Raw genomic sequence first — 20,706 nt, forward strand, 5'->3', positions numbered from 1 at the left:
GGACATGAAAGATCATATAAAACAGGGAAAAAGAGGGGCAGGCCTCTTTTTTGCCTTATTTGCACTAATATTCCTGGCAGGGGCGGTACTGCTCCCGCTCAGAACCATGGCGGCCGTCCAGGCAGGAAAGGACGCGCCTGTTGCAATGGAGGTAACATACGGATTTGACGACACGGCTAAAGGAAACCGCTACCTGCAGATAAAGGTTCAAATGGAAAACAGGGAAGAGCAGGACTTTACGGGAAGACTGGAAATCCTGACCACCGAGTCGAGTATGGAGGTTTACCGCTACGATTACCCGATATCGATTAAAGGCGGAGGACAGGAAGAAAAGTCTGTCTACATCCCCCTTGGAATCAAGACGGATCAACTGTTTGTCAGCATGACGGATGCAGGCGGCAATGAGGTAATCCGGAAACGCCTGAAACTGAATATAAGCGGCGATGTCGCGGAGACGTTTGTCGGTGTGTTCAGCGACCATCCGGAAGAACTGCAGTTTATGGACGAAGTGGGAATCCATTACGGTTCTATTAAAATCCGCCAGGTTTACCTGAACCGTGATACGGCTCCGGAGAATGCCTTCGGCTATGATCAGCTGGACATGATTCTGGTGTCGGACTATGATTTAAACCAGCTTTCCGAAGCGCAGCATAAGGCGGTCAGCCGCTGGATAGATGACGGCGGGACGCTTCTTGTGGGAGGGGGCGCGCGGTATCAAGAGTCCATGGGGCGCTTTGCTTCCGAGATTCTGGAGCCGCCATACGAGGATGCTGTTCTTCAGGAGGTTAATCTCGGAGCGGAATACTCACAGAATGCTCCGCAGGACGCCGTTATGGAGATGGTCTGTGCCAATATCGGACTGAAAAACGGTTCGGCCCTGATGCCGGGGGACGCGTTTCCTCTCCTTTCTTATGTACACAGGAAAAAGGGCAGGATTGTTGCTGCGGCATTTGAACTGAAAGATATCAGGGGATTTTGCGAAACCCATCCCGCTTTTATCGAAAAATTCTACACAATGGCCATGGGTGAAATGAAGACGAATGAACTGGCCCAGATGGAGTATTCCGGCTTTGCCAGCCTTTATTTTACCGTACAGGGACTGATCAACACAGGGGATGCCGGAAGGCTGCCCAATATCATTCTCTACACATTTGTCATTGTCGTTTATCTGGTTTTGATAGGTCCGGTTATCTATCTCTATCTGAAAAAACGTTCCATCCACCGGTATTATATGGGAGGCGTGACCGCCTGTGCCCTGATTTTTACGGGGATTATTTATATTCTGGGAATGAAGACAAGGTTCAGGGAACCCTTCTTTACTTATGCGACGATCCTGGATGTTTCGGGGAAGGATGTGGAGGAGGAGACCTATGTCAATATCCGCAGCCCTTACAATAAACCGTATACCGTGAAACTGAATCCGCAGTATGCGGTGAGGCCGGTGACGAAGGGCTATTACTATGATTCGTTTACCGCAACACGTTTTACAGGGGAGGAAGATTACAAGACGGATATTAATTTCCTTCCGGACAGAACCGAGATCAAGATACGCGATACCGTCGCATTTACACCGAAACTGTTTATGCTGAGAAAACAGCTCGACAGGACGGAGCATGTGGGAATAGACGGAAAAGTGGATATATATGGAGGGGAAATCGAGGGCACCCTGGTCAACCGGTTTGATTACAAGCTGGAGGACGCCGTTCTTCTCCTTTACGGACAGGCCGTATTGCTGGGAGATATGGAGCCGGGCCAGGAGATTATACTGGACGATTTGGAAATCCTCAATTACCCTCTGAGTTATACGTATGCTCTTTCACAACGGGTTACCGGAGGCGACCAGTATGAAAAGACGGACATCAATGATGAAGGCTATATGCGCTCGCAGGAACACAGCCGCCTGCTGTCCTTTTACCTGGATTCCGTGATGGATGAATATACGCCTGAGGCAACGGTTGTGGGCTTCAGTCCCAACCAGACGGAAACGTTCCTGGAGGGCGATGATATTATTGCGGAGGGACTCACGATGGTGACCGCCAAAGTGGAACTCAGCCGGAAGGAGAACGGCCTTGTTTACAGGACGGCTCTGGAGCAGGATCCGAAGGTGATTTCAGGCAATTATCAGCCTAGATATAACAGCATGTACACGGGAGAACCGGCGGAGCCCGCGATTATTGAGTATTCGCTCGGCAATGACCTGGATATCACCCGTGTGGACTTTAAGAAATTGTCACCTGTATTTATCGACAACCCGAGATATCCATATCTGAATATCTTTACCGGGAAGATGTATTTTTATAACTACGACACCGGACGCAATGATCTGATGGAAGAAAAGGACAGCTATACGGCCCAGGAATTAAGGCCATACCTGTCACCGGCCAATACGCTCACCGTGAAATATGTCAGTGAGGGAACGAACGAGAACGGATGGGACAGACAGCTTCCGATGCTTTACGTTACAGGGAGGGAAAAATAATGCTGGAGATTAGACAGCTTCGAAAAAAATACGGCAATTTCCAGGCCCTCGACGGTTTAAATCTGGAGATAGCCAAGGGGGAACTGTTCGGCTTTGTCGGTCCCAACGGGGCAGGTAAAACAACGACGCTGAAGATCGCGGCCGGCCTTCTGGCGCCGGACGGCGGTGAAGTGATAATTGACGGCGTGGATGCCGTCCGGGACAATACGGCGCTGAAACAGAAGATCGGATATGTTCCTGACTTTTTCGGGGTTTACGACAACCTGAAGGTATCGGAGTATATGGAATTCTTCGCCTCCTGCTATGGAATAGAAGGACTGATGGCCAGAAAACGGTGCGGACTTCTGCTTGAGCAGGTAAAGCTGGAGGACAAGGCGGACTTTTTTGTGGACGGCCTTTCCAGAGGGATGAAGCAGAGACTCTGCCTGGCCAGGGCCCTGATCCATGATCCGGAACTGCTGATTCTGGACGAACCGGCTTCCGGCCTGGATCCCAGGACGAGGGTGGAGTACACGCTGATGCTGAAGGAACTGAGGGAACAGGGCAAGACGCTGATTGTAAGTTCCCACATGCTGTCGGAGCTGTCGGAATTATGCACCAGCATCGGCATCATAGAGCAGGGCAGGATGGTCCTGCAGGGCAGCATGTCCCAGATTTTTGAGCGCGTCAATTCTTCCAATCCGCTTTTAATCTGCGTTTTCAGCAATAAGGAGAAGGCGCTGACCATATTAAAGAGCCATCCCTGCGTGCAGACGATATCGGTGAAGGAAGAGGAGATTAAGGTCGGATTTATCGGGGATAAGCAGGATGAAGCGATGCTGCTCCAGCAGATGATAGATGCCGATGTAATGATAAGCGGTTTTATGAGAGAAAAGGGTAGTCTGGAAACGCTCTTTATGCAGATTACCGGTCACGAAGGAGAGAAGGCGGTGCTGAAACATGAAATTGAATCCGGTTTATAAAAGAGAACTGACTGTCAGCAGCCGCAGTATCCGTATGGCGCTGATTCTTCTGATATTTAACAGTGTTCTGGCCATAGTTGCCCTGTTCAATATGTTTACCGTAGTGGAACAGGTAAAGGTGACGGCGGAGATACAGTATTCCAGATTTCTGGAGCTGTACACCTTTGTATCCTCCATCGAATTTTTGATGCTGATGTTTATTATGCCGGCTCTGACGGCCAGCAGCATCAGCGGTGAGAGGGAGCGGCAGACGCTGGAACTGATGCTGACCACGACGATGCAGCCCAAAGAGATTATCCTGGGCAAATTCTGGTCGGCGCTCACTACGATGCTGATTCTGGCCATATCCGCGCTGCCGGTGCAGTCGCTTGTATTTGTATACGGTGGCATTACGATTGTGGATGTGCTGGTGCTGTTTCTCTGTTACGGCATTGTGGCGCTGTTTACGGGAGGCATCGGCATGTTTTATTCCTCCCTGCTGAAACGTTCTACCGTAGCCACGGTCTGCACCTATGTCACCATTGTGCTTCTGGTGGCCGGGACGTATGCCGTCAATGTGTTTACATACCGTCTGGATGCCAATGAGGTCAATTCCTATGTGTCGGTTTTAAACTCCGCGGCCAGGCAGGCCAGCTCGGGCGGCTTTATTTACCTGCTGCTCCTGAATCCGGCGCTGACATTTTATTCCGTGATCAACGGACAGGCGGGGGCCGGGGATATCCGCAAACCGTTTGAACAGTGGTTTGGGGCTCTGCCCGATAACTTTATCATGGATCACTGGGCCGGAGTGAGCATGGCGATTCAACTTGTTCTGGCCATAATATTGATTGTAATTTCCATCTATGCCGTTACGCCTATCCACGGAAGGAAAGATAAGGCGGTGCAGCATGAGAAAATCAGAGGATTTGAAAGAGAAAAGAGGAGACAGCCATGTTGAGAATCGGATGTCATTTATCATCATCCAAGGGGTATCTGGCCATGGGAAAAGAGGCGGAGAAAATAGACGCCGGGACGTTTCAGTTTTTTACCAGGAACCCGAGGGGCGGCAGCGCGAAAAAGATCGATCCGGCCGATGCCGGGAACTTTCTTGCATTTGCCGAAAAACAGGGAATTGAAAAGATTCTGGCCCATGCGCCCTACACGTTAAACGGCTGTTCCGCCGATGAAAATATCAGAAAGTTCGCCAGGGAAACCATGGAGGATGATTTAAACAGAATGGAATACACCCCGGGAAACTGTTACAATTTTCACCCGGGCAGCCATGTAAAGCAGGGAGTGGAAATCGGAATTGCATATATTGCGGAAATGCTGAACGGGATTTTGAAACCGGAACAGAGGACGACCGTGCTCCTGGAGACGATGGCGGGAAAAGGCAGTGAGGTGGGACGGGAGTTTGAAGAACTCCGGGAAATCCTTTCACGGGTGGAACTTGCCGACAAGATGGGAGTCTGCCTGGACACCTGCCATGTATGGGACGGCGGGTATGATATTGTGAATGATCTGGATGGTGTCCTGAATCATTTTGACCGGGAGATTGGCCTTCACAGGCTGAAAGCCATCCATTTAAACGACAGCATGAATCCCCTGGGCGCACACAAGGACCGCCATGCAAAGATCGGGGAGGGCCATATCGGCCTCGATGCGATGGTGCGGATAATCAATCATCCGGCGCTTAGAAATCTGCCTTTTTATCTGGAAACGCCCAATGATTTGGACGGATATGCAAGGGAGATAGCGCTGCTCAAATCAAAATACAGGGATTAAAACAGGAGGTAGTGGAATGGGAATTATTAAAGCGGTAACGGGGGCAATCGGGACATCTTTAGCGGATCAGTGGCTGGAGGTCATCGAAGCTGAGGATATGAGCGATCAGACGGTATTTACGAAAGGCGTTAAAATCAGGTCGGGACAGAATAAAAAGGGACTGGCTGACGTGGTTTCCAACGGTTCCATGATCCATGTGTACCCGAATCAGTTCATGATGCTGGTGGACGGCGGCAAGGTTGTGGATTATACGGCGGAAGAGGGATATTACAAGGTGGATAATTCCGCGATGCCGTCCCTTTTTAACGGTGAATTCGGAGACGCACTGAAGGAGACGTTTAACAGAATCCGTTTCGGCGGCCAGACGCCTCTGAAACAGGTGGTGTATTTTATTAATCTTCAGGAAATCAAGGGAATCCGTTTCGGCACCAGGACACCGATTAATTATTTTGATAATTTCTACAATGCCGAGCTGTTTTTAAGGGCGCACGGAACCTATTCGATCAAGGTTACGGAGCCTCTCAAGTTCTATTCGGAAGTCATTCCAAAGAACGAAGACCATGTGGATATCGACGTAATCAACGAACAGTATCTGTCCGAATTTTTGTCGGCCCTCCAGTCCTCCATCAACCAGATGTCGTCGGACGGCACAAGGATCTCCTATGTCAGCTCCAAGAGCCGCGAGCTCGGCCAGTATATGTCGACAACGCTGGATGCCGAGTGGAACCAGATGAGGGGAATGGAGATTCAGGCGGTGGGTATTGCCAGCATTTCCTATGACGAGGAATCCCAGAAGCTGATTAATATGAGAAATCAGGGAGCCATGCTCGGTGATCCGTCCGTACGCGAGGGATACGTGCAGGGCTCTGTGGCAAGAGGAATGGAGGCGGCAGGCTCCAATGCAAACGGCTCCCTGGCCGGATTCATGGGTATGGGTGTTGGAATGAACGCAGGCGGCGGCCTGATGGGAGCGCTGTCGGCGGCCAATATGCAGCAGATGCAGATGAACCAGGCCATGGGACAGCCGCCGATGTTTCAGACGGACTGGATGCAGCAGGCAGGCGCACAGGGAAATTTCCAGGGAAATGCCCAGGGAGGCGCGGGACGAAGGACGGCCCCCATTCAGCCGGCATCATGGACCTGTGCCTGCGGAACTGCGAATACGGGTAAGTTCTGTTCCGAATGCGGAACACCGAAACCCTCAGAGGAGTGGACCTGCAGCTGCGGCAATGTAAACAAGGGAAATTTCTGTTCGGAATGTGGAAAACCGAGGCCATAAAAGGTGAAACAAAAGATGAACACAATTACATATAAGTGTCCCAACTGTGACGGCGGTTTGGTATTTGATCCGAAAACCCGGAAATTCAAATGCGGTTACTGCCTGTCCGAGTTTACGCAGGAAGAGCTGGTAGGACTGGCCGACACGGAAGAGGCAGAGACGGCGGAGCGGGAAGACGCGGCAGAACCGGGAGGAGCATCAGGAGTGGAAGAACCTGCAGAACCGGCAGGAGGTTCTGAGGAAAATTCACAGGATGCTTCCCCATTGGTTCTTTATCACTGCCCAAGCTGCGGAGCCGAGATTGTCACGGATGAGACGACAGCGGCCACATTCTGCTATTACTGCCACAATCCGGTGGTGCTTTCGGGCAGGCTGGAAGGTATTTATAAGCCGGATTATATCATTCCTTTTGAGATGGATCGGAAAAAGGCAGAGGAGATTTTCAAAGACTGGATTAAACGCAAAAAATATGTACCGGGAGACTTCTATTCACCGAGACAGATAGAGCTGATGGAAGGGATCTATTACCCCTACTGGCTCTATAGCTGCAAGGTGGACGGATGGATTGACGCGGAGGGAATTAAGCGCAGGACAACGAGGACGGGGAGCATTGAGTATCTGGAGACCAGCCGGTATCAGGTCGAGAGAAAGGGGGAGATGGACGTTAAAAATATCTCCCGGAATGCCCTGAAACAGGCCGACCGAAGACTTTCGGAGAATGTGCTTCCCTTTGACATGGAAAAACTGAAACCGTTCCAGGCCGCATATCTTTCCGGATTTAAGGCCGAGCGGCGTGATATGGAGAGGGATGAATTCAGACAGGGACTTGAGGCGGAAGTGCGTGATTTTGCAGTTAATTCCCTGAAAAACAGCATTTCCTCTTATGACAGCGTCAATATTAAAAACCACAGGGAAGAAATTGTGGATTCGGAGTGGAATTACTCGCTTCTGCCCGTGTGGGTCCTGACTTACAGGGATAAAAAGAACGATAAAATGTACTATTTTGCGATGAACGGCCAGAGCGGGAAAATCTGTGGTGTACTGCCGGTGGACTATGGAAAACTGGCGGGCCTATTTGCCGTTATCTTTTTTCCGGTTCTGATCCTGCTGCTGATAGGAGGGTACCTGATATGAGAACAGTCAGCCATACGGGCAATTATATAAGACTTGTCTGTGCCGGATTCCTGGCAGCGGCTTTGTCTGTCCTTATCGCCCTTGCGTCTCCGGGATTAGCTTACGCCGGGGAACAGCGCGTCTTTGATAACGGAGGACTGTTTGATAAGGATGAAAAAGAAGCACTGGAGCAAAAGCTCACTTCTTTCCGCGATGAGTGGAAGATGGATCTGGGAATCATGACAACGAACGATGCGCGGGGAAAATCGACGGAACGTCTTGCGGATGATTTCTATGACAGAAACGGCCTGGGCATGGGAAGCGATCACAGCGGAGCGCTCCTCGTTATAGATATGGATAACCGGGAAATTCATGTTTCCACACTGGGAAAGATGGCCGGTTATCTGACGGATGAGAGAATCGAAAAGGTGCTGGACGCTGCTTACGGCTACGTCTCCGACGGAGACTATGCGGGATGTGCGGATGCAGCGGTAAAGCAGATCGGCAGTTACATGGAGGCCGGGATTCCGGCAAATCAGCATGATTATATACGGAGCGATCACCGGCCTTCCCTCAGATGGTATGAAGTGGTATTTGCATTTGTGGCCGCCGGAGCCGCCGCCGCTCTGCCGTGCATCAGTACAGTCAACCAGTATAAGATGAAAAAGGAGCAGAAACAGGCTCTTAATTACCGTTTCTCTTACAGGGGAAACAGCGAATTTCAGTACCGCCTTGTAAACGACCTGTTTTTAAACAGGATGGTTACACAGAGAAGAATCCCCGAGGATACAGGAAGTTCCGGTTCCAGCCAGGGACCCGGCTCCTCAGCCGGCCGCACGACCCTTCACAGAAGCAGCAGCGGAAGGATGCACGGCGGCGGGGGGCGGAAGTTTTGAGAGGCTATTAGAATATAAGATTAATCAGGGAACAGAGAATGATTCCGATCACTGTCGGCAGCAGGAATGAGACGACAGTCCAGCGGATACTTCCTGTTTCCTTTTTTACAGTGAGGCAGGTGGTGGAACAGGGCCAGTGGAACAGGGCGAAGACTGCCATGCACACCGCGGTCTTCATCGTCCATCCATGGGCGGCGAAGAGTCCCATCAGGACGGATGGGTCGGACATCTCGACCAGGCTGCCGGTCTGCAGGTAACCCATCAGAATGATGGGGACTACAATCTCATTGGCTGGAAATCCCAGTATGAATCCAACCAGAATCATACCGTCCATTCCCAGGAAACGCCCGAACGGATCGAGGAAGGAGGACATGTGGGATAAGAGGCTCTGGCCGTCGATAAACAGGTTTCCGGCTATCCAGATAATCAGGCCCGCGGGAGCCGCCACACAAACGGCGCGGCCGAGGACAAAGAGCGTTCTGTCAAAAATGGAGCGGACAATGACCTTGCCGATCTGCGGCCGTCTGTAGGGAGGCAGTTCCAGAGTAAAAGAAGACGGAATTCCTTTGAGCACTGTTTTGGACAGCAGAAGGGATGATAAAAGAGTGGCAAGAACCCCGAGCAGGATGAATGCCGTCAGGACAAGCGCGGTGGTAAAGGATTCAAGAATTCCGCCGCTCTGTGAGCCGATTCCCATAAAAAAGATTGTAATCAGCATGATAAGGGTAGGAAAACGGCCGTTACAGGGAACCATGGAGTTGGTCAGGATGGCAATCAGCCTCTCTCTTGGAGAGTCGATAATACGGCATCCGACGACGCCGGCGGCATTGCAGCCGAAGCCCATAGCCATGAGTGGTCAATGCATCCCCTGGGAAGGCGGTGTTTTTTTACGGGTTGCCCTGCTTTTAAGCTGTTCGCTGCACCGGGCAAACAGTTTTTCCGTCACAATGGGAGGATGTGTGCCGGGGACCTTTATCCGGTCACAGGAGGGAACCGTGAGAGACGTCCTGCTTTTGAAGGACAGTTTCTTCGTTTTTCCCTGCACCATATGGCCGAGGTACACGGGATTGTGCAGTATTTTTATGATGGTGTTGGCCGTCCACAGGCCGCTTTTGCTGTAATGGCCCGGGTTCAGGCCGGGATGTTTCAGACAGCGGTAGAGGGAAGGACAGGGGATGTGTTCCGCATTTAATTCTCCGGCCAGCGCGGAGGGGAGAACACCCGAAGCCGCTTCAAGGAAAATCCGCAGTACAATGGGAGCTGCCTCGCCGTCAGGAACAAGCTGATGGCGTTCTTTTCCGCATTTACTGTAGCCGTAAGGGGCAAAGTTGCCGATATAGGAACCTTCCTCCATCCGTACCTGCAGGGATGCCCGGATTTTTCTGGAAATATCGCGGGCATACATTTCATTTACCACGTTACGGAACGGAATCAGGTCGGTACTTGAATAGGCGGAGTCATATCCGTCTCCGACGGCAATGAAACGGACGCCTCTGGATGGAAAGAATAACTCCGTATACTCTCCCGTTTTAATGTAATCCCTGCCAAGCCGTGACAGATCCTTGGTGAGAACCAGCCTGATTTCTTTTTTTTCAATATCCTCGATCATGCTGCAAAAACCCGGGCGGTCGAACGAAGTGCCGGAGTAGCCGTCGTCTGATAGTGTCAAGTAAGGACGTAAAAAAAGTTGAAGTTTTTTAAAATATTTTGCCGAAACGCAGAAAGAGCAGGCGGCTAGCAACACTCCAGCGGCCTGCTCTTTCGATTTATCTTTCTTCCTGTGCCAGTCTCATATACATGGCTACGCGCATTTTTCCTATGTTTCCATCGGATTCAGTTACCAGTTGTACACCTTGCCGGTGAAGCCTTTCTGCGCACGCAAGAAGTTCAACCGTATTCCGGGCAATCCTGCTACTGTTGATTGCTAAAACCGCTCCGACTTGATGTGCGGTAATGGCCTGCTCAACCTCTTTCCACCCCGGACGTTCCATAGTCAGCCCGGAGCCTGTATCTTTAGACACACCGGCTATTGCATAACCCTTTTTTCCTGCAAAATCAATCAGTCTTTTTTCCTGATTCTCCAACGCCGCTTTATCGTCCCGCGCCACCCGGCAGTATAACCATACCTTTTCATTTCTGTTCATTTTGGAATCCTTTCTCGTCAAAAAGCCAATCAATATGAATCGACCTATCACTATGGACATAGATACAATCCACGAACACCTCAACCATTTCACGGGTCAGGCAGTCGCTGGAAAGATACGTTTCAAACACCTCGATCTGTGGGGTATCGCCGTTCTGCTGTTGCTTTAAGAGTTTGATTTTCGCATTCATTTCCTCAATCTTCTGCTCTAAATCCTCCTGCTGTGCGGAAAGCTCATCCCTCTTTGCAATATACTGTTCCTTACTGATTGCACCGTCCAGCTTGCTGTCATACAGGAGTGCTTTTCGTTCCTCATAGCCCATAACCGCTGACTGGTATTCCTCCACTTGCTTTTGCAGATTGGGGACACTCTCAATTCTTGCCGCTTTTTTTACCCGTTTCTGCTTATCCAAAAGTGTCTGACAATATAAAAGGATGGCCTGAAAAACCACTTCTGCTAAATCTGTCTCTTTGATATGCCCTTTCATACAGTCAAAACCAGAGGTACGGTATCGTGTCGTGCAGGAATACCTTGGCGTCGGAGTTTTTTTTCGTTCCAAAGCGTAATGGCATACCCCGCAGCGCAATTTTCCGCTGAAAAGATGCGGCTGTAAAGCGGGGGTATCTTTCTCCACATACTCTTTCAGCATATCTTTAGCCGCCTGAAATTCTTCCGGCGTCACTAGTGGTTCATGGCAGTCCTCCACAATAATCCAGTTGTCTTTCCCGCTCTTTTTTGTCTTGTGGTTTCCCACCTCCGGGCGGTAGCGCCTGCCGTAAATGTTCTTCCCAAGATAGCGTTCATCCCGTATTATGCGGACAATGACATCTTCAAACCATTGCTTTTCTCCGCCGATTCCATCCCACCATTTATGCCGAAGCCCCTGCTCATTTTTTAAAGTGCTGGGGGTGGGAACCTTTTCCGCATTCAGCAGTTGGGTAATCTGTATCACGCTCATGCCCATGCCTGCCAGACGAAAAATGCGCCGGACAATCCCGGCGGATGCTTCATCAATGACGAGGTGGTTCTTATCCTTTTCATCTTTCCGGTATCCGATTGGGGCGAATGGGCTTAAATATTTGCCCTTTTCCGCTCTGATTCTTTTCCCGCTTCTGACTTTCTCGGAAATATCCTTGCTGTAATAGGCATACACCACATTCCGAAATGCCATATCCACGCCGCTGGTCATGCCGTTATAGTCCGCACTGTCGTAACCGTCATTGATGGAAATAAAGCGGACTCCCAAAAACGGGAATATCTGATCCACATAGTCGCTTACGGTCAGATAATCACGGCCAAACCGGGAAAAGTCCTTTACAATAATACAATCCACGGTTTTCGCCTTTGCCATTTCCAGCAGTTTCTGAATTTGAGGACGATGGAGATTTGTACCAGAGTATCCGTCATCGCAAAGTTCTATGATTTCGCAGCCCTGAAATTCCTCACGTCCTGCAACAAAATCCCGTAAAATATTCCGCTGTGCGGTAATGCTGTTGCTTTCGTCCTGCTCTCCGATCCGGGCGTCATAATCCTCCACAGACAGCCGCAGATAAAGCACAACTACCATGGCTTCATTCATTGGCGGCCACCTCGTACTGTGGCATTACCAACTCTAACAGCCTTTGATATTCCTCCTGAAAGCGTAAATTCACGGCAATGCGGGTCTTGCTGTACACCACCACGCTGTCAATCAGTTCCAGCGCCATGGGCCGGGTCAGTAACGGTTCACTATGAAATTGCAGAAATGCTTTCAGCCACGGGTTTTCTCCCGTTTTTTCCTGACTATGTACCCGCTGCTGTTCCTCCAGCTCCCCAATCTGCTGACGAAGCGATTTTGCCTGTTCCTGATAACGGTTCTGCGCATATAGATAGTCTCTCTCCGACATGAGCTGCTCCGAGTAATCATCGTAAAGTGTTTCCTCGTGCCGCCTGATACTCTCAAGGCTTAACTTTGCCTGTGCGATTTGCTGTTCCAGCTTTCTTTTCTCTGCCGATGCCGTGCTGCCAAACCGTGACTTTTTCATCAGCTTATCCATATCCAGCGCCGCTAAAAACTGTACTCTTATTACATCATAAACCAAAGCAAGTAAGTCCTGCTCCGGTATGCTGATAAAAGAACAAAGATCAGCCGAGGTAGCGTGTACCGGGCAGATATAATTATACCAGACATGGAATTTAGGCTCTTTGTGCTTATTCTCCCGGACATTCTTGTACCGGGTCAGCTTTGTGCCGCAATTCCCACAGTACACAAGCCCTTTCAGGATATTTTCGGTATTCTGGATATGGTCAAACCGCTTTTTCTTTTCCCAATATTGTTCGTTTGCCTGCCGGTTCATTTCCTGCACGGCATAAAACAGTTCTTCCTCCACTATCGCCTCATGGGTGTTTTTTACGATAACCCACTGATTCTTAGGAACCCGTGACTGCTTTTGCCCTTTCCATAGGGCTTCCTGCTTGCGCCCCTGAACCATATGCCCTAAATACACTTCATTGGACAATAGCTGCTTAACCGTTGCAATTTTCCACGGAGCCTGCGCCAGCCGCCCGTCTTTTACCAGCCCTTTTGAAAAGCGGTACTGGCTCGGTGAGGGGATATTCCTCTCCCGCAGCATTTTAGCAATCTCCTGAAAACTCTTGCCCATAGCCCGCCATAGAAAAATATCACGAACCACAGGGGCGGTTTCTTCATCCACCACAAGGCGGTGCTTATCCTCTGCGGACTTCAAATAACCATAAGCCGCCCACGCCCCTATAAATTCCCCCCGTTCCTGCTTTGCACGGAGTACCGGGCAGATTTTGTGGGATATATCACGGGCGTAAACGTCATTGACCAGATTCTTCAGGTGCATGGTCAGGCTGTCGGAAGTGGATGGATCAATGCTGTCGTAACGGTCATTGATGGCAATAAACCGTACTCCCATGAAGGGGAATACTTTTTCTAAGTATTCGCCGGTTTCAATATAATTCCTGCCAAAGCGGGAAAGGTCTTTTACAATAATGCAGTCCACGCGGCCGCTGCGGACATCTTCAAGGAGACGCTCAAATTCGTCCCTTTCAAAGTTTACCCCTGTCTGTCCGTTGTCAACGTATACTGAAACGAGGGAGAAATATGGCTTTCCCTCTATGAACTGACGCAGGATTGCTTCCTGTGTTTCTACGGTGTCACTGTCCTTTTTGCCGCTGTCCGGCACGGAAAGACGGACATAAAGGCCAACCTTATAAATCCGTTCCAGCAGGGAAAGCGGCGGCTGTTCTGTAATTCTGCTTTTTCTCGCCATTTATCCCACCTCCTGTTCAGAGGGGCGGGTCTGCCGCAGCGTATTTACAAAAGCAGCCAGCCGGTCATACTCTGCCTGAAACTTAAATTCAATCCGGATTCGCTGTCCGGTATAGACAAAAACCCGGTCAATCAATTCCACCGCCAGTTTCCGGTTCAAGCGGTCAATGTTTTGGTGTTCCTTAAAATAAGCAATCCACTGTTGTTCGCCGGAGTTGCCATTTGCCAGCCGGTCAATTTCCTGCTCCAGCTTGAATACGGCTTCCTCGGCTTCTTGTATTTTGTCCTCATACCGTTTCCCAAAGGCACGGTAATCCTCGCGGGAAATCACGCCGTCCGCATAATCCTCATGCAGCCGGAGTTTGCGTCTCTGGTACTTCTCAATTTCCTCACGTTTCGCCGCAAGGCGTTCATCCGTTTTCTTTACCGCCCGTGTCGTATAGGGGAGGTTGTGGATTGATTGCAGGGTTTCCTCCACATCCAGCACGCTGCGGATATGCTCCTGCACCGCACATAATACCGCTTCTTCTAAAAGCTGGTCACGGATGCTGTGGCTGGTACAGCCGGTTTTCTGTTTATAGCCGGAGCAGATATAATAGTAATACGGTTTTGCGCCGGATGCGTTGTTTTTCCGCACCATGCTCCGTCCGCAGTCCCCACAGTACACAAGCCCGGAAAGGAAAAATACCGTATCTTCCTTGGGAGATGTGCGGGTGTCTGCCAACAGTATCTTTGCCACGTTATCAAAAGTTTCCCTGCTGACAATCGTCTCATGGCTGTTTTCTACCGTTACCCACCGTTCCCTTGGAACCTCCATCTGCTTCTTAATTTTATAGTTTGGCGTACTCCGTTTCCCCTGCACCAGCGTTCCTATGTAAACTGGATTTTTCAAAATACGCAGGATAGAAACCGCTGTCCAGCGGGATTTTGCGTTTCTCTTAAACGGGCTGGAAAAGCTGCTCCCCAAATAGCGTTTGTATTCTATGGGGGAAAGTATATCCTGCTCATTCAGCCAGTCTGCAATCGCCTGTGCGGAATAGCCATCCAGTTTTCTCTTAAAAATATCCTGTACAACGCTGGCCGCCATTTCGTCTACAATCAGCCGGTTCTTATTTTGCGGGTCTTTCAGATACCCATAAACGGCAAACGGGGCGATACACTCACCCTTTTTCCGTTTAATTGCAAGCTGACTGCGGATTTTGATAGACGTGTCCCGGCAGTAAGCGTCATTCATCAGGTTTTTTACCGGCAGCAACAGGTTATCCGAAGATTTTTTCGGTTCCGCGCTGTCGTATCCGTCATTGACTGCTATGAACCGAACGCCCATGAACGGAAACAGGCGCTCCACATATTTCCCCGTCTCAATGAAATTTCTTCCCAAACGGGATAAATCCTTGACAATGATACAGTTGATTTCTTTGTTTTTTACAGACTCCATCATTTTGATAAAGTCCGGGCGGTCAAAATTGACCCCGGAATACCCGTCATCCACCCTGATCGAGTGGAGACGGATTTCCGGGTGCTTCTCTAAAAAAGACAGCAGGAGATCCCGCTGACCGGCGATGCTTTCACTCTCCGCCTTGTCGCCGTCCTCACGGGACAGGCGCAGATAGAGGTCTGCATCATAAAGTATTTGGTTGTTTGCTTCCATACGATATACTCCTAATCATTTTGGATTTCAGAAAGCCAATTTGATGTTGGAGTTTTACCGCAAGTCCTATTTTGTGTCCCAGCTTACCACAAAAAGAACTGCGCGTCCAGATTGATTTTCAGAAAATCCACGGTCGTTTTTCATATCCATAAGCCTCTTTACAATGTTTGCAGATAGTGTTCCATCCGCTGTTCAAAAGTCACGCCGTCACCGGAATACCCCACGCTGACGGCGACCTTTCCCACCTTGAAACAATAGGGGTTCTTTACCTGACGGACAAACTCCGCCATCCGCTGCTCCCTCGGCAGGGTCTTATCAATATCCAGTTCCTTTATATCCACAAGGGTGTCCGGGTCAACCGTCCGCACATCCACTTGCCGTAACGCCTCAAAATCCACCTGAGATAAATCAAATTCGCCCACTGACAGCCCTCCTTTTCGTTTTTACATCTATATGAAATGTTGTCTTGTCCTATGCTCCGGGAACTGCCACTGGCAGTTCCCTCCACACGCTTAGGCGTCAAAGTAGCTCTCGTCCTTATGGGACAAAAGAAACCGCCCCACATCATCAATCCGGTCTGTGACCGGCATATCAGGCAGGGCGGCCAATATGTCATTTTTATAGCGGCCGGCGGCGCGGCTGTCGAGGATAGAGAACACACAGGTGTCCGTCTCCCTGCGGATGCCGCGCCCAATCCACTGGCGCAGCTTGATGAGCATATCCGGTACGATGCGTTCCGACAGGTAGCTGTAAAAATCATCATGGAGGGTGCGTTCATATTCCGATACCGGGTCGGGAGTGGGGAACGGCAGACGTACCACCACCAATGAGGACAGAATATCCCCCGGAAGGTCAATGCCCTCCCCGGCGCTGTCGCTTGCCAGCAGCACGCCATTCCCACTCTTTCTGAAAGAATCAATGGTTTCCAGCCGCCCCTTGCCCATGCAGAACAGCGGATAAGCCACCGCCTGCGGCCTCAACAGCTCCTGATACACAAGCTCCATCATGCGGTAGGACGTAAACAGCACCAGCGTATGTCCGTGGCTCTGCCGGATCAGTTCAGTAAGCCGTTCCAGTACCGCCGTCAGATAGGCGCCATTCTTCCTATCCGGGAACGGCATATCCTCCGGCAAGTACAAAAGGGCATGGTTCTCATAGTCAAAAGGGGATGCCTTGCTGACTGTCAGGAGCCTGCGCTGTTCTAACAGGTCAATGCCTGTCTGGTGCATAAAGTGGCTGAAATCCCCGCCAATGGACAGCGTGGCCGAGGTCAGCACACAGGGCGTTTCCTGATTCCAAATATCCTCGTAGAGCAGGAAGTCCAACGCTTTCGACAGGGTACAGAGCCGGTACGTTGACACGCCCGTGTACTCCAGCCAGCAGATGGACTCCGAACTGTCCAAAAGCACCGAAAGTTTTGCCTGTTCCTGCTCCATACGGTTCAGGAGACGTTTATGTGCGTTTCCCGCCCTTGGCAGATAAAAACACACGGACAGCCTGCCGAGCGCGGCCGCCAGTGCGTTCAAAATGCGTATGCTGCCCGTGGTAAAGTCAAATGCCTGACAGCCTTTGTCGTAATGTACCCCTGCTTCATGCCGGATGACATCAAATAGCAGGCTGTTCAGCCGGAGCAGCTCCCCACATAGCAGGGACGCTTCCTTACGGTTAGAAATACCGCTCACGCTCCGGTATGCGCTGGACACAAGCTGCTCCAGCTCCGCAGCGTCAAAAGTCATGCCGTACATCTGCCTTGCGGCGTCCAGCAGCTTATGGGCTTCATCAAAGATCAGGATGCCGCTCTGCGGAAGCAGACGGTTCCTGCCGCCTTTCTGACTTAAAATGTCCGCCAGCACAAGGTTGTGGTTGGCAATCTGAAAATCATACGCCATTGTCTGCGTCTTTCGCAGGAAGTCCCGGTATCGGCAGACTGCGGACAGGTCACAGTGGAAATGGCAGTGGTTTACGCAGATACGCCCTTTTACATAGTCCGTCAGCGGCAGTCCGTCTAAATCAATGGGACAGCCGCCGCTAAAAAGCGCAGTCAGGGTTTCCATGAGTGTTCCGTCCGACCGCCGGTTATTGTGCCGGATCGAGGACAGGTAATTACGCACCCTGTCATCACAGGCATAATGGGATTTCCCCTTGCGGATTGCAAAGGTCAGCGGCCGGTTGATGATCCGGTGTTCCAGCAAAACAGTGGAAATCTGCGGTATATATTCCTCTGTCAGCGCCTTTTGCAAAGCGATGGTCGAGGTGGAAATCACGGTCGGGCGTATACTGCCCTTAAAAAGCCGGTACACAATGGCGGCAAGAATATAGGCGTGGGTCTTTCCGGTTCCCACTTCGGCCTCGCACAGCGCCAGCTTGTTCTCCCACAGAGCGTCCAACATCGTCAGGGAAAGAGAAAGCTGGTTATCCCGCAGCACCATCCCATGCCTTGGCAGTATTTCGCTGAAAATATAGGCCAGCAGTTCCTTTGACCTTTTCCGCCCATCATTTTCTGCCGGGGTTTCCGGCTCCGGCGCCTTTGCCAGCATTTTTTCGATTGCACGCTGATACCCCTCCTGTGTGAGCGGCTTCTGCCGGGAAAACAGGCGTTTCGCCTTTAACGTGTTCAAATCTACCATACGGTAGCTGTATGTCTTGCCCGTGAAATATTCCAGCAGTACACAGCCTTTGGTGGCAAGCACGACCTTTTCCTCCGGTCGGAACAGTCCGGCCTCATAAATTTTATTCTGAATGTCCGCCATGCAGACAAGTTCTTCATTCATAGCTTTCAGCCTCCTTTGCAGCCTAAAGGAGCGACACAAGCATAGGATGGAGCTGGGCTTGGTTGGTTGTCTGTTGACAAAAATGCCCGCTCCAACCCATGGTTTCTATCGCTCCAATAGTGCGATAGATTGTTTCTGTATTGCAAAGGTGTGGAAAGCGTTCCGCTTGGTTTGCGGACACCATAAAAGCCGCCCCCTGTTCTTTCTCAAACAGGGGTGTGCGTTTTCCCGTTTTTCAGGGCTGCCGGTTCTCGGCAGAAGTACCATGATTGTGACAGGGGTTATCGCAATCCATCCCACCACGGGATGTCATCACTGCAAACGGTATCGCTCGGATCGGCAAGGTTCTCTGACCATCTTACTGTCGTCTTGGCGCGTTCCAGTGCGTCGCTTCCGGTTTCCCGGCCTGTCATCGCTGTGCCTCCACACCCGTATTCACTTGTCAAGGAACCGATGAAAGGCGGCTGTAAACTTGCCTTTCACCTAATGTCCAAAAACAAGGGGGGTGTAGGGGTATTCAGCTAAAAATTTTTCAAATATTTTTTCATTTTGCGCACGGCGCCCTCAATGCTCTCCTGTACCGAGGTGAAATGTACACTTTCCTGACTGGCAATCTGCCGGTAGGACTGTCCCTCAAAGAAATGCCTGATGAACCTCCGCCGCTGTGTCTCGGTCAGATCGCTGCTCTCTAAAAGCAGTCTGGCGGCTTTCAAGGCTTCGTCTTTCTCGCTGTTATGTATGAGCAGGGTATCAACGGACGGCGTAGCAAACTGTTCGGAATCCTCCAGCTTGCCGAGGGACTGTTTTTGTTTCCCGTACCGGGTGTCCTCTAAAGCCTGTTCATAGTAAATGCCATCCGACAGAGCCTTCAGCTCCATGAAATCCTGCTCTGTCTTGTCGGGATTGACTTGTAAATATTCCGCAAGGGAGATTTCTATTTCGCTTCCATCAGCAAACTGATAGACAATCCCCTTGCGGTCTTTGTTGACAGCATAATCGCTTGTCCAATATTTCCGCATTTTCCTTTCCTCCGGTTGAAATTTTTTGAATTTCAAACCGGAAAGGGCGGACCCCGGCAATGCGGCCATAAATGCCGGACGCAGAAACAGCACCCACAATAAAACCGTGGATGCCGGCAAGCTGCCCTTGACAGGAAAATATTGACATATCCTGTCGAACAAAAAAAGACTGTAACCCCAGCGTTGGGAATTACAGCCTTAGAGCAATCGTTATTCTGTTTTGTACCTAAACCATAAATTGGTTTCTTCTGATTGTGTGTGCTGATGTAATGCCCCTCCTATATATCAAGAGGGACATTTTCATTCTTTCTGTCTGCATCTGTCATTTCCTCTCGTGTTTTGACCGAGGGAAATTTTAGCAAACAATACTAAGAACACGCTTAGAATATGCAAAGGACATTCTTAGATATTTCGCATTTTACGACAATTTTCGCACAAATGATAAAATTAAACTTCGCTGGGGTTATGAATATAATAGCCCACGCCATATTGGGACTCTATCCAATCGGCTTTTATCTTTTTTCTAAGATTCCCGACATGGTAGAAGATGGTCGAGTTATCCATTAGATATTCCTCATGCCATACCGCGTTATATATCTGCTCAAATGTTAATACACGATTACTGTTCTTTATGAAATACAGCAGGAGATCATATTCTTTCTTTGTCAGGATAATTTTTTCATTTCCTACGGTAACTTGCCGCCGTGCTGTATCTAACATCAAATTTCCATGGCTGACAAGGGCATAATTGCGGCCGCTTATATGGTTAAGCTGGGTGTATCGCCGCATAAGCGCCTGCGCTCTGGCAAGACATTCCTCCAAATCATAAGGCTTGTTCAGAAAATCATCTGCACCACATTTGAGCGCCGCCACCTTATCCGCTGTACTGGCGGTTTCAGAGAGGGCAAGGATAGGGAGAGGGTTCATTTGCCGGATTTGTTGAATGAGCGTCGCCCCACCATATTGAGAAAGGCAGGCGTCCATAATCACAAGTGAATAGGATTCTTTTTGCAACATATGTATCGCTTCTTTGACAGATTGCGTATAATACACGTCCGTTATATCATCCTGCAAACTGTATTTTATTTCCTTGCAAGTTAATAAATCCTTATCTATTATCAACACATGATTCATGTTACCCCTCCCCTCAAATTGATAGTATCAACCTATTTATTGAGCACAGCTATCACACTTTTCTAATTTTTGTCATCTATCTCCACACGAAAGATATTCAACACATCAGCATCCGGGCAGCAGAAGCGAATATCACCAGACTTTCCTACCGGCAAGGAGCCTCCATATCGCAGAATGTCAATATAGGGAAATGCAACGTGAATTGCCATTGGGCAAA

Annotated in this window: 17 protein-coding genes and 1 pseudogene; 7 read left to right on the forward strand and 11 right to left on the reverse strand. The window is 50.0% G+C overall.

What is annotated here, in order from left to right:
- Positions 1–4: 4 nt before the first annotated feature.
- From QZT18_RS15690 to QZT18_RS15720, 7 genes are read left to right on the forward strand one after another with little or no spacing between them, the layout of a single operon-like run.
- Positions 5–2,479, forward strand: coding sequence for a hypothetical protein (locus tag QZT18_RS15690; protein ID WP_294149121.1), 2,475 nt, complete (start codon positions 5–7; stop codon positions 2,477–2,479).
- The gene (locus QZT18_RS15695) at positions 2,479–3,441 is read left to right on the forward strand and encodes an ABC transporter ATP-binding protein (RefSeq protein WP_227030323.1); all 963 of its coding nucleotides are present in this window, start codon (positions 2,479–2,481) and stop codon (positions 3,439–3,441) included. Before QZT18_RS15690 ends, QZT18_RS15695 begins: the two co-directional genes overlap by 1 nt.
- Positions 3,419–4,378, forward strand: coding sequence for an ABC transporter permease (locus QZT18_RS15700; protein ID WP_294149124.1), 960 nt, complete (start codon positions 3,419–3,421; stop codon positions 4,376–4,378). Before QZT18_RS15695 ends, QZT18_RS15700 begins: the two co-directional genes overlap by 23 nt.
- Entirely contained in the window at positions 4,372–5,205 is an 834-nt protein-coding gene (locus tag QZT18_RS15705) for a deoxyribonuclease IV (RefSeq protein ID WP_294149126.1), read from the forward strand. The genes QZT18_RS15700 and QZT18_RS15705 overlap by 7 nt, the downstream gene beginning before the upstream one ends.
- Positions 5,206–5,221: 16 nt before the next feature.
- Positions 5,222–6,484: an SPFH domain-containing protein gene (locus QZT18_RS15710; protein ID WP_294149128.1), complete on the forward strand. Its 1,263-nt coding sequence runs from the start codon at positions 5,222–5,224 to the stop codon at positions 6,482–6,484.
- A 15-nt stretch (positions 6,485–6,499) separates the two neighbouring features.
- Positions 6,500–7,618 (forward strand): TFIIB-type zinc ribbon-containing protein, encoded by a 1,119-nt coding sequence (locus QZT18_RS15715; protein WP_294149129.1) that lies wholly within the window; start codon positions 6,500–6,502, stop codon positions 7,616–7,618.
- Positions 7,615–8,493: a TPM domain-containing protein gene (locus QZT18_RS15720; RefSeq protein ID WP_294149131.1), complete on the forward strand. Its 879-nt coding sequence runs from the start codon at positions 7,615–7,617 to the stop codon at positions 8,491–8,493. The genes QZT18_RS15715 and QZT18_RS15720 overlap by 4 nt, the downstream gene beginning before the upstream one ends.
- A gap of 7 nt (positions 8,494–8,500) precedes the next feature.
- Here QZT18_RS15720 and QZT18_RS15725 read toward each other — a convergent pair.
- The 11 genes and pseudogenes from QZT18_RS15725 to QZT18_RS15775 all read right to left on the reverse strand — a co-directional run.
- A pseudogene (locus QZT18_RS15725) lies at positions 8,501–9,337 on the reverse strand (nucleoside recognition domain-containing protein); the annotation flags it as partial.
- A gap of 12 nt (positions 9,338–9,349) precedes the next feature.
- The gene (locus QZT18_RS15730; RefSeq protein WP_294149134.1) at positions 9,350–10,237 is read right to left on the reverse strand and encodes a recombinase family protein; all 888 of its coding nucleotides are present in this window, start codon (positions 10,235–10,237) and stop codon (positions 9,350–9,352) included.
- Between the two features lie 22 nt (positions 10,238–10,259).
- Positions 10,260–10,637 carry a recombinase family protein gene (locus tag QZT18_RS15735; protein ID WP_022512901.1) on the reverse strand — a complete coding sequence of 126 codons (378 nt, stop codon included), beginning with the start codon at positions 10,635–10,637 and terminating at the stop codon, positions 10,260–10,262.
- Positions 10,624–12,216, reverse strand: coding sequence for a recombinase family protein (locus QZT18_RS15740; protein ID WP_022512902.1), 1,593 nt, complete (start codon positions 12,214–12,216; stop codon positions 10,624–10,626). The genes QZT18_RS15735 and QZT18_RS15740 overlap by 14 nt, the downstream gene beginning before the upstream one ends.
- A complete protein-coding gene (locus QZT18_RS15745; protein ID WP_294149141.1) occupies positions 12,209–13,915 on the reverse strand; it encodes a recombinase family protein in 1,707 nt (568 codons plus the stop codon). The genes QZT18_RS15740 and QZT18_RS15745 overlap by 8 nt, the downstream gene beginning before the upstream one ends.
- Positions 13,916–15,565 (reverse strand): recombinase family protein, encoded by a 1,650-nt coding sequence (locus tag QZT18_RS15750; protein ID WP_120152596.1) that lies wholly within the window; start codon positions 15,563–15,565, stop codon positions 13,916–13,918. It lies immediately after the preceding gene.
- Positions 15,566–15,723: 158 nt separating this feature from the next.
- The gene (locus QZT18_RS15755) at positions 15,724–15,987 is read right to left on the reverse strand and encodes a DUF6870 family protein (protein WP_022512905.1); all 264 of its coding nucleotides are present in this window, start codon (positions 15,985–15,987) and stop codon (positions 15,724–15,726) included.
- Between the two features lie 90 nt (positions 15,988–16,077).
- A complete protein-coding gene (locus QZT18_RS15760) occupies positions 16,078–18,336 on the reverse strand; it encodes an ATP-dependent DNA helicase (protein ID WP_294149145.1) in 2,259 nt (752 codons plus the stop codon).
- A gap of 521 nt (positions 18,337–18,857) precedes the next feature.
- A complete protein-coding gene (locus QZT18_RS15765; protein ID WP_022512908.1) occupies positions 18,858–19,355 on the reverse strand; it encodes a sigma-70 family RNA polymerase sigma factor in 498 nt (165 codons plus the stop codon).
- A gap of 447 nt (positions 19,356–19,802) precedes the next feature.
- Positions 19,803–20,489, reverse strand: a complete 687-nt coding sequence (locus QZT18_RS15770; RefSeq protein ID WP_022512909.1) for a response regulator transcription factor — start codon at positions 20,487–20,489, stop codon at positions 19,803–19,805.
- Between the two features lie 62 nt (positions 20,490–20,551).
- A complete protein-coding gene (locus tag QZT18_RS15775; protein WP_366925904.1) occupies positions 20,552–20,698 on the reverse strand; it encodes a TIGR04076 family protein in 147 nt (48 codons plus the stop codon).
- Between the last annotated feature and the right edge of the window lie 8 nt (positions 20,699–20,706).

The sequence above is a fragment of the uncultured Clostridium sp. genome (assembly GCF_900547735.1).
In the GTDB taxonomy this organism is placed as follows: domain Bacteria; phylum Bacillota; class Clostridia; order Lachnospirales; family Lachnospiraceae; genus Otoolea.

Bases quoted from the DNA above. Each gene is read 5' to 3' on its own strand.
- QZT18_RS15745 (WP_294149141.1), bottom strand. From the start codon at position 13,915: ATGGCGAGAAAAAGCAGAATTACAGAACAGCCGCCGCTTTCCCTGCTG.
- QZT18_RS15740 (WP_022512902.1), bottom strand. From the start codon at position 12,216: ATGAATGAAGCCATGGTAGTTGTGCTTTATCTGCGGCTGTCTGTGGAG.
- QZT18_RS15705 (WP_294149126.1), top strand. From the start codon at position 4,372: ATGTTGAGAATCGGATGTCATTTATCATCATCCAAGGGGTATCTGGCC.
- QZT18_RS15770 (WP_022512909.1), bottom strand. From the start codon at position 20,489: ATGAATCATGTGTTGATAATAGATAAGGATTTATTAACTTGCAAGGAA.
- QZT18_RS15760 (WP_294149145.1), bottom strand. From the start codon at position 18,336: ATGAATGAAGAACTTGTCTGCATGGCGGACATTCAGAATAAAATTTAT.
- QZT18_RS15690 (WP_294149121.1), top strand. From the start codon at position 5: ATGAAAGATCATATAAAACAGGGAAAAAGAGGGGCAGGCCTCTTTTTT.
- QZT18_RS15700 (WP_294149124.1), top strand. From the start codon at position 3,419: ATGAAATTGAATCCGGTTTATAAAAGAGAACTGACTGTCAGCAGCCGC.
- QZT18_RS15775 (WP_366925904.1), bottom strand. From the start codon at position 20,698: ATGGCAATTCACGTTGCATTTCCCTATATTGACATTCTGCGATATGGA.
- QZT18_RS15715 (WP_294149129.1), top strand. From the start codon at position 6,500: ATGAACACAATTACATATAAGTGTCCCAACTGTGACGGCGGTTTGGTA.
- QZT18_RS15720 (WP_294149131.1), top strand. From the start codon at position 7,615: ATGAGAACAGTCAGCCATACGGGCAATTATATAAGACTTGTCTGTGCC.
- QZT18_RS15750 (WP_120152596.1), bottom strand. From the start codon at position 15,565: ATGGAAGCAAACAACCAAATACTTTATGATGCAGACCTCTATCTGCGC.
- QZT18_RS15735 (WP_022512901.1), bottom strand. From the start codon at position 10,637: ATGAACAGAAATGAAAAGGTATGGTTATACTGCCGGGTGGCGCGGGAC.
- QZT18_RS15765 (WP_022512908.1), bottom strand. From the start codon at position 19,355: ATGCGGAAATATTGGACAAGCGATTATGCTGTCAACAAAGACCGCAAG.
- QZT18_RS15710 (WP_294149128.1), top strand. From the start codon at position 5,222: ATGGGAATTATTAAAGCGGTAACGGGGGCAATCGGGACATCTTTAGCG.
- QZT18_RS15695 (WP_227030323.1), top strand. From the start codon at position 2,479: ATGCTGGAGATTAGACAGCTTCGAAAAAAATACGGCAATTTCCAGGCC.